Source organism: Veillonella sp. AF13-2 (assembly GCF_003603295.1).
Lineage (GTDB): Bacteria > Bacillota > Negativicutes > Veillonellales > Veillonellaceae > Veillonella > Veillonella parvula_E.
In genome coordinates, this window is record NZ_QTMT01000001.1 from 632,980 (window position 1) to 648,253 (window position 15,274).

A 15,274-nucleotide genomic window follows, 5' to 3' on the forward strand; every position below is an offset into this window, starting at 1 on the left:
TCTAGAATTTGCTTCCTATAATTATATTATTTAATCTAACAAAATTTTATCTAAGAATGATTTTGTTCTTTCATTGGTAGGTGCATCAAATACGCGTTCAGGTGTATTATCTTCTAAAATCAAGCCACCATCAACAAATAACACTCTATCCGCTACCTTTTTCGCAAAGCCCATTTCATGAGTAACGATGACCATCGTCATACCTTCCTCAGCTAAAGACTTCATAACATCTAGCACTTCACTAACCATTTCAGGATCAAGAGCTGAAGTAGGTTCATCAAAAAGCATTACTTTTGGTTTCATAGCTAAAGCGCGAGCAATAGCAACACGCTGCTTTTGACCGCCTGACAAAGAATCAGGGTATGCATTGGCTTTATCCGCCAAGCCTACTCGATCAAGTAAAGCTTGACCTATCTTCTTAGCCTCTTCCATAGATGTTTTACGAACCTTAGTTTGAGCTAAGGTAAGGTTTTCCATAACCGTCATATGCGGGAACAAATTAAAGTTTTGGAATACCATTCCTACTTCAGCACGAACGTCATTTAACTTTTTCTTATCAGAAAGATCCATACCATCTACGATAACCTTACCAGATGTAGGTTCCTCCAAGTAGTTCATAGTGCGCAGTACCGTACTTTTACCAGAACCAGAAGGACCGATGATTACAACTACTTGACCTTGTTCAATATGTAAATTAATACCTTTTAGTACTTCATTTTTACCAAAAGATTTATGTACATTTTCTAATTTAATCATTTAATGCTATATTTCCTTTCAAGATATCCAACTAATTGTGAGATAGTCACTGTCATAATAAGGTAAATCACAGCAACCGTACCCCAGATTTCAAAGGATGCATAGGTTTTAGCAATGATTAATTGACCACGACGTGTCAACTCCTCGAAACCGATAACAGAAACTAAAGAGGAATCTTTCAACATGGCAATAAATTCGTTCCCTAACGGAGGAATAATTGCTTTAAAAGCTTGAGGCATAATGATGTAACGCATGGTTTGTCCCCAAGTTAAACCAAGAGAACGACCGGCCTCCATTTGACCTTTATCAATAGATTGAATACCAGCACGGAAAATTTCAGATACATAAGCACCAGAGTTAATACTACATGCGGTAACAGCCGCAATATATGGATCAATCCGTTGACCTGTAATCATAGGCAAAGCAAAATAGATTAGGAAAATTTGCACCAGTAATGGTGTACCACGAATGATATCTACATAACATTTTGCAAGCAATCTAACTAATCTAAATTTAGATAAATTTGCTAAAGATACTAAAAGACCGATAAAAAAGCCACAACCTACAGACATGGCTGTAATTTCTACAGTCACTAGAGCACCTTGTAGCAAGAGCGGTAAATTATCCGCAATTAACCCCCAATTAAAACTCATAATCTCTCCTATTATTTAAATTCTAAAACTACTGGCATATCAGCAGGTGCATCTACATTAAACCATTTTTTATATAATGTATTAAATTCACCATCAGCCTTCATATCAGCAATTGCTTTATTGATTTCTTCTTGCAATGCTTTGTTATCCTTATTAATTGCTAAGCCCAAATATTCTTTAGTATTTGGATATGCCATAAATTTAATATGTTGGTCAGGATGCTTAGTACTGTAATATTGAGCTACAGGTAAATCGATTACAGTTGCATCTACTCCACTATTTTGTAATTCTAACAAAGCTTCATTACTATGGTCAAATTCTTTTACAGTAGTACCTTCAATTTTATGAGCTAAATCTGCACCAGTAGTACCTAATTGGGCTGCAATTTTTTTACCCTTTAAGTCATCAAGAGAATTCACAGCCGTTCCATCTTTATATACTACTGCTAAGGCATTTTCATAATAAGGAGAAGAAAATAATACTTTTTCACTTCTCGCTTTTGTAATAGTCATACCAGATGCAGCAACATCAATATCATGTGTGTTCAAAGCTGGAATCAAAGCATCAAAAGCTACATTTTTTAGCTCCACATCTTTATTAATACGCTTACCGATCGCACGAATCAATTCAATATCAAAACCTGTATAATCTTGAGTTTTTTCATCTTTAAACTCAAATGGAACAAATGTAGCATTAGTGCCAACGACAAGTTTATTAGATGTAGGTTGATTAGAGGAACCACATCCACCAACTAAAGAAGCCGCCATCACTAACATACAACCGCCAAGAATTATTTTTTTTACTTTGCTATTTAACATATTATCAACCTCATTATTTTAACTTACTACTACTTTATAATAGTATATAGATTTAGTATAATTATGTCAATAATTTTGTATATAATTTTAGATACAATCGCAAAATCGCTATATTTATATTTTAATTTTATACATTGTTTGTATAAATATTACGGTTATGTATAAAAACTTTCCCATAGTTAGTGGTTTTCTATAGATTTTATAATATACAACTGTATAAAAAAAGCACATGAGAAAAGCCTCATGTGCCCCTATACGGCTGACCTGGTCTTTGCCCCCACACTCGCCTGCTGGAAGGTTCGCTCATAAGTCCAAGACTCCCCACTACTACCTCTCTCGATTTTATCGGCAGGACTTACACCTAAGCCGCACCATGCTCACAACCCTTTGGGCTGCTTATGTGGATCGTTTTGCCTGCGACTAGCCTCGACTTTCAACCACAGACCCGTATAGACGTATTATAAAGAATAACAGTATTCATGTCTAGTTTTACTATTATTTTAAAAAATTTTTGATTATATAGTTAAGTAGCCAAACATAATTTTTTACCAAACATATTATCGCATAATTCTTAGAACAATGAGAATAAATTTTGCAACCCCTATTTGTTGATGTATAGAAAATTGGAATAGAAAACCTAAAATATTCTTCATAATATTTTAATATTTCTAAAATCACATTTTTTAAGTACCATATCTAGTGGATTCTTAAATTGTCAATTAGTTTTTGTATGCCAAATATGAATACAACATATTTGTAAGAACATACGTATCATACACAAAAAATTATTTATGGTGTATAATTTGTATACTGTTAAATTAGAACGGCCTAAAGTTGTACGATATGAACATAAGTACGAGGGGTTGTACCATATGTTCAGTTTGTTAGTTAGAGGGGTTTATTATGTTTATGTTATCATTGATGCAACCATCAGGTTTGTATGAACTGGAGAAAGACAGTTTAGAAGCCATAAGCGCACAACTTTTACAGATGATACAAATGAAAAGCTATCATCTCTATACACATTCTATTCAGGTTTCAAACTATGCTGTTAGCATCGCAGCTAAAATGGGTTTACCATTAAATGAAATTGAACAGATTCGTCACGCAGCTTTACTTCATGACGTGGGTCTATTAATGGTTCCTAATGCCTTAATCCAAAAATCTCCATATCTTAATAAGCAAGAAATGTCTAAGTATAAACAACATGCTGCAAGTGGTGCCAATATGATTGAAAACTATCCTTGCTGCCAACAAATTTTGCCTTATATTCGTTACCATCATGAAAAATGGGATGGCTCTGGTTATCCTAAACATTTACGTGGTGCGAATATTCCATTGGGAGCTCGAATTATTGCTGTAGCAGATTACTATGATACAACAGTTAATCCTTCTACTGAATTTTGGGCGAAAACAAAAGCTAAAGCAAAAGAAGAACTCTTTAGTGCGTCTGGTTCCCTTTTTGATCCAGATGTTGTCAAAGCATTTATTGATGTACTTGGCTAATATGAAATCAAATATTATATTCCTACATTTAGTAATAAAGATTAGAAACTACCACTAGCCAGCGTAAGGGCATCAACACGTAGCGCTTTATGCTTTTGTAAGACTTTTGCTACAGCTTCAATTGTGGCACCTGTAGTATATATATCATCAACAATTAATATATTCTTATTGGTAAAATCAATATCCTTATAATCAGCACATATAACAAAGGCATCATCAATATTTTGATGTCTTTCTTTATTTGTTAATCCCCACATATCTCGAGAAGTATTAAACTTGTATATACAATCTAACCATTTAAAGTTTTTTCTATCTATTTCCCATAAAGAATGAGCCCATTCAAAAAAGAATAAATCTACTTGATTATATCCTCTCTTAGCTTTTTTCTTTTCGCTAGACGGTACAGGAACAATATAATCATACATAATTTTACAATTACTATTCACAATATTAGACTCATTATATTTCATGTAAAAGTTGTACGATACTAAAAAAGGAGCGGCCCCTTTGGACTGCTCCTTTTTTTCATTAAATTTTACATCGTAAATCATAGACTTTAGACCACCACGATATTCGGCCAACACACATACATCATCTACATAGTGTAAAAATTTATGTGGTACATGACGAATATGTAATAAATCTGTAAAACAAGCTTTACACCAATCCCCTTGTGTTGCCACAGGTGCACCACAGTGAGGGCATACAGGTGGAAATAGGAAATCCCAAAGACTCATTACGAATCACATCTCCCTTGTAGTCGTTCTTTAAACAATGTGTAACGTTCATCGGCATTAACAGTACGCACAGCACGTTCAACTGCGCTCGTAGTACCAACGATGATTACTTTACGCTTTGCCCGTGTAACAGCAGTATACAACAAATTACGTTGTAACATACCACCATAACGTGGAACAAATGGAATAATAACTACACCATACTCACTACCTTGACTCTTATGGACCGTAATAGCATAAGCAGGCATAATCATATGTGCTTCATCGATAGGTAGACGAACCTCTTTATGGATAAATCGGATACAAATATCGGTCCGCGTAATAGCATAGATAACGCCAATTTCGCCATTAAACACTTCTAACTCATAATCATTGAGAATTTGAATAACCTTATCCCCAACGCGATACGTAATGCCATTGACACGAACTTCTCCCTTATAGCTATCTGGAGGGTTTACGGCTTGTTGTACATATTGTGATATCAATGTACTACCTGCTTCACCACGGCGCATAGGAGAAATAATTTGAATATCTAATTCATCCTCTATCGTCTCTTGTTCACGTTTATATACATCAATGATGGCTTTCATCATCATGTCATAAGATTTAACAGGAATAAAAGAAAACTCTTCGCTCACACCTTCCAGGTTAGGCATTTCACCACGGTTAATTGCGTAAGCACTTTCAACGATAGTATTACCAGAGCTTTGACGATAAATCTGATTAAGTCGTGTATAGGGCACACAATCACTATCTAATAAATCTTTTAATACGAACCCAGCACCTATAGGTGGTAATTGATCTACGTCACCCACAATAATGACATGGGCTTCCTTTGGAATAGCAGCCATCAAAGAATAGAATAAACGCACATTAAGCATAGATGCTTCATCGATGATAATGACATCTATATCTAGAGGATCATCTTCATTCTTTGTAAAGTCATAGGAGTCACTACCTTGAACAGGTACCAATAGACGATGAATTGTAGTAGCTTCAAACTCAGTGGCCTCGGTCAGACGCTTTGCAGCACGTCCCGTAGGAGCACAAAGTATAATGCGCCCCAATCCACCGAGTTGGAAACCTTTTACTAGTGCCTTGATGATAGTTGTTTTACCTGTACCAGGACCACCAGTTATAAGAGAAAACTTTTCAAAAAATGAGAGCTGTATAGCTTCTTTTTGAGCATCACCAAAGATAATGTAGTTGTCTCGTTCAAACTTTTCAATAAAACTAGAAATATCTAATGCTATTGGATCAGCTTCTAATAGAAACTCACGAGTATAGTGGACACCTTCCACTTCAGAAACATACATCTCTGGCGGATAGATATATAAGATATCTTCATAATACGTACTATACAGTGCACCTTGTTCCAGCAGGCTTTCAATAAAGTTCGCAATATCATCTACATCAGTTTGTAATAAATCGTCAAGTCGACCGATAAGTTGGTCTACTGGTAAACATGTATGACCTTGATTATCTAGACTACGTAGAATCCATTCTAAACCAGCCTCTAAACGGCGTGTATCACTACCATTAATACCAAGATGCTCTGCTAGTGTATCGGCCGTACCAAAGAGCATATCCGGTGCTACACGTAATAATGTATAAGGATTATCCTCTATAACTGCGACGGACTGCACACCATAATAGGTATATACAATACGACTCCATTTCGATGAAATGTGATGACTTTCAAAAAAATGATTTAAATCGGATAAAATACCTTCGCCAAGTAAGGTATTGAATAGCTCATCCTTAACACTCTTTCGGAGACCTGGAACATCTTTAATCTCTTCTGGACGTTCTTCCCGTAAAATTTCTAAAATACGAATACCGAAATATTCTAGTACCTTCTCTACGGATTTTTCACCAAAACCTTTTATGCCTAGGTTCAACAAATAAGTCTTGGCAGCACCCATATTATCAGGTTTTAACTTTTCAACACTGCTCGCATCAAATTGGCGGCCGTACTTTTCATGTTCTACATAGCGGCCCCGTACTTCGATGTCTTCCCCTTCTTTAGGAGACTCAAATTTGCCAGTACAAGTAATGTATTCCTCATTATAATCTTTTAGGATAAACACGCAATATGTACGTTGTGTATTCTCATATATAGTTCGGTATACAAATCCTCGTATGGCGTCCATTATTTCTCCGTATTCGGCAAAGCTTCAATAATTTCTTGCACTGCATCGGTAATACTGCCTTCGTTACCAATTTTAATATGTGCTACTTCTTCATATAAAGGATAACGTTCTTCATATACATTAAAAATATATTCGATACTTTCTTTTACAAGCGGACGAATCTCTAGATCCAAATCATCTAAAATATGATTTACATCGCGGTTAACAAATACAACAAGACCATTATTGCGCATCAATTTAACAGTTTTATCATAAGTAACAGTGCCGCCACCTGTAGCAATGACAGATGGTTTATTGTGAATTAATTCTTTGATTGTACTATATTCATATTCACTGAAAGCATCTTTACCATCGTAAATATAAATATTTTGAACGGATTTACCTACCTTATCTTGAATCGTTTGATCTAAATCGAAAAAGTCGCGGCCTAACTCTTTTGCTAGAACCTTACCAACAGTAGTCTTACCTGCGCCAGGCATACCAATGAGAAAAATATGCTTATGCATATGCTCTTTTAAGAACTCATTACTCATAGAAACGACGGTTTTTATATAATTTTCAACATAAGGTGCTAAAACTTTATCTTTACAATTTTGAGTATGTAAAGCAATGATACTTTCATCCCGTTCTTCATCAATAAGTGGTAAGTGATGTTCATCCTTATATTTACCAATTTCTTTAATCAGTGTGAGTCGCTTCTCAAACTCCGTAACTAATACAGAATCAATACTATCTATCTGTTTTCGAGCTTCTTTAATATCCATGAGAACCCCCTTTTATGCATTAGCCAAAATAGCTAGAGCCTGTTCTTCATCTACCTTCATTTGATTGATAAGATCTTGTAAATTATTAAATTTAACTTCCCCTCTAATATAAGAAATGAACTGTACAATTACTTCTTTTCCATATATATCTTGGTCAAAGTTAAAAACGTGTACTTCACATCTATGGTACTGATTTCTAAAGGTTGGATTATCTCCAATATTGCCTACCCCATCATACCAAATACCATCAATACATACACGATTAGCATAGACTCCGTCTGGAGGTGTAGCCATTTCATTAGGAAGTAATAGATTTAATGTAGGAAATCCTAATGTGCGTCCCCGTTGATCACCTTTAATCACAGTTCCTTTAAACTGAAATGGCCTACCTAGCCAATGATTTGCATCCTCCAAATGCCCTTCATGAATAGCTTTTCTAATTTCTGTACTAGAAATAGGTGTACTACTACCATCACAAGGTAATAAAGGCTGTACAAGAACTCGTATATTCTTATCCGCTACCACTTGTTTCATATATTCTGGATTACCAAGCCCCTTTGCACCAAATGTAAAGTTCTCACCGATTACAATAGCTTCCACATTCATATCATTGCAGAGTTCATGTAAGAATTCATCTGCAGTCATTTTTAATAATGCTTCAGTCATAGGTAACCGCAAAATATAGTCAACTTTGAGTTCTTCTAGCACAGTATCCATAATCTCTTCTTGAATCACTCGTTTAGGTACTCGTTCTGGATGTAATATAGTCAATGGATGATGCTCGAAGGTAATGATGATACTAACCCCATCGACTGATATAGCCTCTTCAACAGCCTTATGTATAACTCGTTGATGACCTCGATGAATGCCATCAAAGGTACCAAGGGCATATACTTTTGTATCTTTGATTTGACGTAGTTCATCAAACGAATGTAGTTGCTTCATACTTATCCTTCAATAAAAATATTTTTTTCCACTTTTAATGTGTGGTTGTTTCGTTTCATAATACCAATAAAACCATTCGGTCCATAAGCTCTATAGAGCTGACCTATTTCTGTGAAAGCAAATTCTTTACCAATCGGTAACTGCTTGCCTTCTATCATCATTCTTAATTGTACACTATTTACAGTTACTTTTGAAAGATGAGAAACAGCCGTATCTGTTGGCAACAACAGACTTTCACCATGTAGCATCAATTCTTCGGCCATCTTAGCAGAGCCGATATCAAAAGGGCCTACTTGAGTACGTGCCAAAGAAGTCATAGCGCCAGGAATACCTAAAGCAATACAAATATCGCGTAATAACGAGCGAATATAAGTCCCCCCTGAGCATGTCACACGAACCGTGAAAAAAGGGAATCCATAAGCAATGAGCTCAATATTTTTAATATGAATTTGACGTAATGGTAGCTCTACAGGAATACCTTTACGAGCATATTCATAAGCTCGAATACCATTTACTTTAATGGCAGAATACTTAGACGGCCTTTGGTCCTGAACGCCAGCAAATTTTCTCAAAATACTAACCAATTCTTCAAAGCCTGGTTTAACCATCGTTGTCGAGATTTCTGTAGATTGAATAGCTCGATTCAATACAATACCATCTCGCAATAGCATATCATTATCTGGCAATACAGGTTGTCCTGAGCTATCTTCAGTATCTGTAAAAGTACCCAATTTACATTCTGCTACATAGGTTTTATCAAATTCATCCGTGTATTCTATAAGGCGCGTAGCCTTACCAAGAAACACAGGCAATACACCATAAGCCATAGGATCCAATGTACCGCTATGACCAATGCGCTTTTCCTTTAGAATACGACGACAAATAGCAACGGCATCATGGCTTGTAATGCCAGGTGGTTTTAAAAATGGTAATATCCCATCCATTATTAAATTACCTCAATGAGAGCTTGTTTTGCCTCTTCTAATGGTAGATTAATAGTGCAACCTGCAGCACGAATATGACCACCACCACCAAAATGGCTTGCTACAACGTTCACATCAATACCTTTGGAACGTAAACTTACACGTGTTATATCATCAGCTTCTGCTTTTAATAAAATTGCCACGTCTACAGTATCAACATTTCTAATAATATCTACAAAACCATCTGTATCATCGCCAAGAATAGTCATAGCCTCACGATTCAACTCGATGGTAGCAATCGTATCATTCTTGTAAAACTCGATAGTTTGCATAACTTGTTTTGTTAATTCTAAACGACTGGCAGATACGGCTTCTATGGTTTCAGAAATAACATTTGGTCTAGCCCCTGCAGCTACACATTTGGCAGCCATCTCAAGAGTATTTGCTGTAGTATTGCTAAATTTAAAGAAACCACAATCTGTAGCAATCGCCATATATAATGCAGTACCCATAGATTCAGTGATAGGCCAATTCCATTTTGTACATAAGTCGGTAACAATTTCACCAGTAGCAGCAAAGTCAGGCTTTAAATATAGATGGTCCGCGAATTCTGTATTAGAAATATGGTGATCTATATTAAAAATAGGTGCACTCCAAAGTGCACCTACTTTGCCAATTCGCTCATACGTGCTAGCATCCAAAACCATAAGCATATCAATATCAACTGGATTAGTTTCAAAATACGCTACATCATGAATGTGGTCCGTATATCGTAAGAATGTGTACTTCTCAGGAACTACATCATCCACTACCATATATACAGTTTTACCTTGTCCTACAAGGGCTTCGTAAAAGGCTACCATGGACCCAATAGCATCACCATCAGGTCTAATATGGACGGTTAGCATAATAGAATTAGCTTCACACAGAGCCATATGTAATTGATTAATAGTAATCTTACTCATGTTCTGTATCCTTTTTGTTAATTTATTTCTTCATCCTTTTTGATTTCATTCAAAAGGGATTCAATATGCATGCTATAGTCTAAAGACGTATCCTTATCAAAGGTGATGGAAGGAATATGGCGTAATTTAAGTACTTTACCAAGCTCTGTACGAATATGACCTGCTGCATGCTTTAATGCGATAAGGGTATCTTCTTTTTCCTTATCGGAACCAAACAAGGAGACATAAATCGTAGCTTCACGTAAATCACCTGTTACATGAACATCGGTAATAGTAGTGAAGCCGATACGCGGATCTTTCAATCCGCGCATCAACATTTGACTTACCTCTTGTTTGATAAATTCTTGTAATTTTCTGACACGAACATCACTCATATAAACCTCCTATAATTGAGGTGCAATTTCTTCCATCAAGTAAGCTTCAATAACGTCGCCTTCCTTGATGTCGCGGTATCCTTCTAAGGAGATACCACATTCAAAGGATGTTTTAACTTCCTTAACTTCATCTTTAAATCGACGTAAAGAATCAACCTTACCTTCAAATACAACGATGCCGTCACGAATTAAACGAACTTCAGAGTCGTTAGTAATACGACCTTCTGTTACATAAGAGCCAGCTACAATAGCCTTTGGTGTGGAAATAACCTGACGCACTTCTGCACGACCTACGACAACCTCTTTAAATTGAGGCGCCAACATACCGCGCATAGCAGATTCAACGTCATTGATAGCATCATAAATTACACGATATGTACGCAAGTCAACCTTTTCTTGTTCCGCTGCACGTCGAACATTAGCATCAGGGCGTACGTTGAAGCCCATTACAATCGCATTAGATGCAGATGCCAACATGATATCCGATTCATTAATGGCACCTACTGCAGCATGAACAATAACAATACGAACCTCAGGGTTTTTGATGCCTTCTAAAGATTGACGCAATGCTTCTACAGAACCTTGAACATCGGCTTTGATGATAATATTAAGATCCTTCAACTCGCCTTGTTGAATTTGGTTGAAAATATCATCTAATGTAACTTTATGTGTAGCTTGCAATTCTTGAACCCGTTGCTTAGCAATACGTTTTTCAGCAATTGCACGTGCTTCGTTGTCATCCATACCATTTATAATTTCACCGGCTTGTGGAACTTCGGAGAAGCCCAAAATTTCTACCGGCATAGATGGACGAGCAACTTTTACTTTTTCACCGCGCTCATTTGTCATGGCACGTACTTTACCGTATGCAGTACCAGCAAGTACTGTATCACCTACACGAAGAGAACCTTTTTGTACCAAGACAGTACATACAGCACCACGACCTTTATCAAGTTGAGCCTCGATAACTACGCCATATGCCTTACGGTTAGGGTTCGCTTTCAATTCCATAACTTCTGCTACGAGCAAGATATTTTCAAGTAAGTCATCAATACCTTGTTTTTGTTTAGCAGATACTGGAACCATGATTACATCGCCGCCCCATTCTTCTGGTAAAAGGCCATGTTCAGACAATTGTTGTTTAACATGGTCTGGGTTAGCACCTGGTTTATCCATTTTGTTGATGGCTACAATAATAGGTACATCTGCAGACTTCGCATGATTAATAGCCTCGATAGTTTGCGGCATTACACCGTCGTCGGCAGCGACTACAAGAACTGCAATATCCGTAGATTTCGCACCGCGTAGACGCATAGCAGTAAATGCTTCATGACCTGGTGTATCAAGGAATGTGATTTTATTATCCTTGTAGCGAACTTGGTACGCACCAATATGTTGAGTGATACCACCAGCTTCGCCAGCTGTTACATTAGTTTGACGAATTACGTCCAACAAGGATGTTTTACCATGGTCAACGTGACCCATGATAGTTACTACAGGAGGTCGTAGTTTTAATGTTTCTGGTGCATCTTCAATTTCAATAACATCTGTAGGGTCTTCTTCAGGTTCTACTTCAGTTACAGTTACACCGAACTCTTCAGCCACGATAGTAGCTGTATCTACATCAACCTCTTGGTTAATGCTAGCCATAACACCTAAAAGCATCAATTTTTTGATGATTTCAGATACTTCGCGACCCATTTTTTCAGCTAAGTCTTTAACAGTTAGAGGCCCGCTCAATTCAATTTCTGTAGCAATTGCTGCTTCAGCTTTACGTTCAGCTTCTGCTTTTTGTTGTAGGTACTGCTCGTTACGATGTTTTACGCGATTTTTCTTTTTTTGCATAGATGTAGATAACAAGGATTGGGGGCGGTTATTACCACCTTTTTTATTTTTCTTGTTACGGCGATCATTATTAGAATTGCGATTATCGTTATTGCGGTTGTCGCTATTACGATTATCGTTGTTTCGACTGTCATTGTTACGCACATCATTAGAACGACCGTTATTACGGTTATCATTATTGCGGGTATTATTAGGGCGATTGTTAGCACGGTCTCCACCATGTTGCTTACCATCGGATTTGCGTGTAGGCTCAGAGATTTGTACATGACGGACATTGCCTTTTTTATGGTCCTTTTGTTTAGATTGATCGTCTTGTTTTTGACCAGCTTGTTTGTGTTTATCTTTTTTCTGTTCGTTAGAACGATTTGAATGCTGTTGTTTATGTGATGCAGCTTCTTGTTTATGAGCTGCAGTTGGAGCAGATTTCAATTCTACCTTTTTTTCTTTTTTTTGTGCTACTTTAGGAGCTTCAGATTTTTTACCTAATTGTTTTTTTACAATTTCATAACCTGAATCATCTACAGAATTAACTGCTTTAGTAACATTAATATTATGTTGTTGCAAGATAGAAATGACCTGCTTACTTTCAACGCCGAACTCTTTGGCGATTTCATGAACGCGTTTTTTGGACATCTACATACCCCCTTATTATCGATCAATCTCTTTAAGTAATGCCTTTGCAAATCCATCATCTAGTACGGCGACTACTACCCGAACTTCCTTACCAATGGCCGTGCCTAAAGCCTCTTTATCGGCAATACTGTGAAGTGGAATGTGATGGGTTTCTGCTAATTGAGTATATTTCTTTTCATTATTGGTTGCACAATCACTAGCGAGAAGTACTAATTTCGGTTCCTTTCTCTTTATAGCTTTTTCTACCATAAAATCACCAGAAATAACTTTTCCTGCTCGTTGCGCTAAGCCTAAGAGATTTAAAATTTTATCTTCATTCATGTATATCAGTGATTACTCATTCTCTTGTAAATCACGTTGTAACGCTTCATATATCTCTTTAGATACGCTATGCTTTAAGGACCGTTCTAATCGTTTTGCCTTATAGGCCTGCTCAAAACATGACATGGATTCACATAAATAAGCTCCACGTCCTGGTGCTTTACCGCTGCGATCAATAGTGATATTGCCGTCAGGACTCAAGGCTAAGCGAATCAATTCTCGTTTTGCCTTAGGTTCACCACATCCTACGCAAGTACGCATAGGTTGGGATTTTGGTTTCATGACTATTCACCATCCTCAGCATTGCCGAAACCTGTAAAAGGTTCTTCAGCAGCTTGAGTTTCACTTTTAATATCGATTTTCCAGTTAGTCAACTTAGCCGCCAAACGAGCATTTTGACCAGCCTTACCAATAGCTAAAGATAATTGGTAATCAGGTACTACTACATATGAAGATTTTTCTTCTTCGCTTACATCTACCGATACAACCTTCGCAGGGCTTAAGGAGTTAGCAATGTAAATTGCTGGATCTTCATCCCATTTTACAATGTCTATTTTTTCATCGTGTAATTCATCAACAATATGTTGTACACGTTGCCCTTTAGGACCTACGCAAGCACCTACAGGATCAATATTTTCATCACGACTATATACAGCGATTTTAGAACGCATCCCCGGCTCACGAGCTACAGACTTAAGCTCTACTACGCCTTCAAAGATTTCTGGAACCTCTAATTCAAATAGACGTTTTAATAGACCTGGATGTGTACGAGAAATCATAATTTGAGGGCCTTTCGTAGTTTTCTTAACCTCTACGATATAGCATTTAATACGATCCCCTTCACGGTATGTTTCAGTAGCAATTTGCTCTGTTGGAGGTAAAATTGCTTCTGTTTTACCAAGGTCGATAAACACATTTTTACCTTCGACACGTGTAATAACACCAGTGATGATATCACCTTCACGACTGTAGTATTCCTCATATACTACACTGCGCTCAGCCTCTTTCAAACGTTGAATAAGCATTTGTTTTGCAGTATGGGCAGCACTACGACCAAAGTTAGCAGGAGTTACATCGACTTCTACTACATCACCAATCTCAAAACGCTTATCTTTTTTGCGAGCATCCAACAAGCTAATTTCTGTTTCAGGCAATTCAACAGTTTCCACAACTTGTTTTTTGGCCATTACTTTATAAACACCTGTTTCGCGGTCAATCACAACGTACGCATCTGGATTAGATGTTGGTTCTTTGCGATATGCTTGCAGTAATGCAGCCTCTAAGGATTCAAAAATAACCTCAGGAGCAAAACCTTTTTGTTTTGTAAGCACCATTACCGCTTGAATTAATTCTTGACTCACTCGTATGCCTCCATATATTAAAAATCAAGATGTAATCGAATTTGTGCAATAGCAGAACGTTCAAATGTTATGCTTTCACCATTAATAGTAAAGTCGATAGATGTGTCCGTAAAACCTTGTAATGCACCAGTAAATTGTTTACTGCCATTAACAGGCTTAAACAACTGAATATCTACATCACGGCCATTATACCGAACTAAATCCTTATCTTTCTTTAGAACTCGATCAAGGCCAGGAGAAGATACCTCCAATAAATAATTTTCCGTAATTGGATCCTTTTCGTCGAGGACAGCACTTAATTTTTCGCTCACCAACTGACAGTCATCCAAATCTACACCACCTGGTTTATCAAGGTAGACACGTAAATACCAATCCCGTTCACGTACATAGTCTACATCGACGAGTTCCATATCGGTGCCGGCTATAATACCTTCAACTACAGAGGATACAAACTCCTCCACTGCTTCTCTTTTCATAGCCATCGCCTCCTTACTTACTACATCTTGTATATATCTCTTGA

The 15,274-nt window shown here is 37.0% G+C and carries 16 protein-coding genes; 1 reads left to right on the forward strand and 15 read right to left on the reverse strand.

The annotated features are described in order from the left end of the window. Positions 1 to 30 precede the first annotated feature (30 nt). The 3 genes from DWV85_RS03005 to DWV85_RS03015 are packed head-to-tail and all read right to left on the reverse strand — an operon-like array spanning position 31 to position 2,227. Positions 31 to 756 carry an amino acid ABC transporter ATP-binding protein gene (locus DWV85_RS03005; RefSeq protein WP_012864269.1) on the reverse strand — a complete coding sequence of 242 codons (726 nt, stop codon included), beginning with the start codon at positions 754 to 756 and terminating at the stop codon, positions 31 to 33. Further along, a complete protein-coding gene (locus tag DWV85_RS03010; RefSeq protein ID WP_004693053.1) occupies positions 753 to 1,409 on the reverse strand; it encodes an amino acid ABC transporter permease in 657 nt (218 codons plus the stop codon). The genes DWV85_RS03005 and DWV85_RS03010 overlap by 4 nt, the downstream gene beginning before the upstream one ends. An 11-nt stretch (positions 1,410 to 1,420) precedes the next feature. Then, the gene (locus DWV85_RS03015) at positions 1,421 to 2,227 is read right to left on the reverse strand and encodes a basic amino acid ABC transporter substrate-binding protein (RefSeq protein ID WP_120054737.1); all 807 of its coding nucleotides are present in this window, start codon (positions 2,225 to 2,227) and stop codon (positions 1,421 to 1,423) included. Positions 2,228 to 3,130: 903 nt separating this feature from the next. On the opposite strand from DWV85_RS03015, the gene DWV85_RS03020 reads away from it, so the two are divergent. Then, positions 3,131 to 3,733, forward strand: a complete 603-nt coding sequence (locus DWV85_RS03020) for an HD domain-containing phosphohydrolase (protein WP_004693025.1) — start codon at positions 3,131 to 3,133, stop codon at positions 3,731 to 3,733. A gap of 41 nt (positions 3,734 to 3,774) precedes the next feature. On the opposite strand, the gene DWV85_RS03025 is transcribed toward DWV85_RS03020, so the two are convergent. The 12 genes from DWV85_RS03025 to rimP are packed head-to-tail and all read right to left on the reverse strand — an operon-like array spanning position 3,775 to position 15,230. Beyond that, on the reverse strand, positions 3,775 to 4,470 hold the full coding sequence (locus DWV85_RS03025) for a double zinc ribbon domain-containing protein (protein ID WP_123137980.1): 696 nt from the start codon (positions 4,468 to 4,470) through the stop codon (positions 3,775 to 3,777). Continuing rightward, on the reverse strand, positions 4,470 to 6,623 hold the full coding sequence (locus DWV85_RS03030; RefSeq protein WP_004693020.1) for an ATP-dependent RecD-like DNA helicase: 2,154 nt from the start codon (positions 6,621 to 6,623) through the stop codon (positions 4,470 to 4,472). The genes DWV85_RS03025 and DWV85_RS03030 overlap by 1 nt, the downstream gene beginning before the upstream one ends. Continuing rightward, entirely contained in the window at positions 6,623 to 7,387 is a 765-nt protein-coding gene (locus tag DWV85_RS03035) for a shikimate kinase (RefSeq protein ID WP_004693019.1), read from the reverse strand. The genes DWV85_RS03030 and DWV85_RS03035 overlap by 1 nt, the downstream gene beginning before the upstream one ends. A gap of 12 nt (positions 7,388 to 7,399) precedes the next feature. Continuing rightward, on the reverse strand, positions 7,400 to 8,332 hold the full coding sequence (locus DWV85_RS03040; RefSeq protein WP_123137981.1) for a bifunctional riboflavin kinase/FAD synthetase: 933 nt from the start codon (positions 8,330 to 8,332) through the stop codon (positions 7,400 to 7,402). A gap of 2 nt (positions 8,333 to 8,334) precedes the next feature. After that, entirely contained in the window at positions 8,335 to 9,276 is a 942-nt protein-coding gene (locus tag DWV85_RS03045; protein ID WP_004693015.1) for a tRNA pseudouridine(55) synthase TruB, read from the reverse strand. Between the two features lie 2 nt (positions 9,277 to 9,278). Beyond that, on the reverse strand, positions 9,279 to 10,220 hold the full coding sequence (locus tag DWV85_RS03050) for a bifunctional oligoribonuclease/PAP phosphatase NrnA (RefSeq protein ID WP_004693013.1): 942 nt from the start codon (positions 10,218 to 10,220) through the stop codon (positions 9,279 to 9,281). Between the two features lie 17 nt (positions 10,221 to 10,237). After that, positions 10,238 to 10,594 (reverse strand): 30S ribosome-binding factor RbfA, encoded by a 357-nt coding sequence (gene rbfA / locus DWV85_RS03055; RefSeq protein ID WP_004693011.1) that lies wholly within the window; start codon positions 10,592 to 10,594, stop codon positions 10,238 to 10,240. Between the two features lie 9 nt (positions 10,595 to 10,603). After that, on the reverse strand, positions 10,604 to 13,072 hold the full coding sequence (infB, locus tag DWV85_RS03060; RefSeq protein WP_123137982.1) for a translation initiation factor IF-2: 2,469 nt from the start codon (positions 13,070 to 13,072) through the stop codon (positions 10,604 to 10,606). 15 nt (positions 13,073 to 13,087) lie between these two features. Then, positions 13,088 to 13,393: a ribosomal L7Ae/L30e/S12e/Gadd45 family protein gene (locus DWV85_RS03065; protein WP_123137983.1), complete on the reverse strand. Its 306-nt coding sequence runs from the start codon at positions 13,391 to 13,393 to the stop codon at positions 13,088 to 13,090. 12 nt (positions 13,394 to 13,405) lie between these two features. After that, positions 13,406 to 13,675 carry a YlxR family protein gene (locus tag DWV85_RS03070; protein WP_021148062.1) on the reverse strand — a complete coding sequence of 90 codons (270 nt, stop codon included), beginning with the start codon at positions 13,673 to 13,675 and terminating at the stop codon, positions 13,406 to 13,408. Between the two features lie 2 nt (positions 13,676 to 13,677). Beyond that, positions 13,678 to 14,754: a transcription termination factor NusA gene (gene nusA / locus DWV85_RS03075; RefSeq protein ID WP_123137984.1), complete on the reverse strand. Its 1,077-nt coding sequence runs from the start codon at positions 14,752 to 14,754 to the stop codon at positions 13,678 to 13,680. A 17-nt stretch (positions 14,755 to 14,771) separates the two neighbouring features. Continuing rightward, entirely contained in the window at positions 14,772 to 15,230 is a 459-nt protein-coding gene (rimP, locus tag DWV85_RS03080; protein ID WP_004693003.1) for a ribosome maturation factor RimP, read from the reverse strand. Between the last annotated feature and the right edge of the window lie 44 nt (positions 15,231 to 15,274).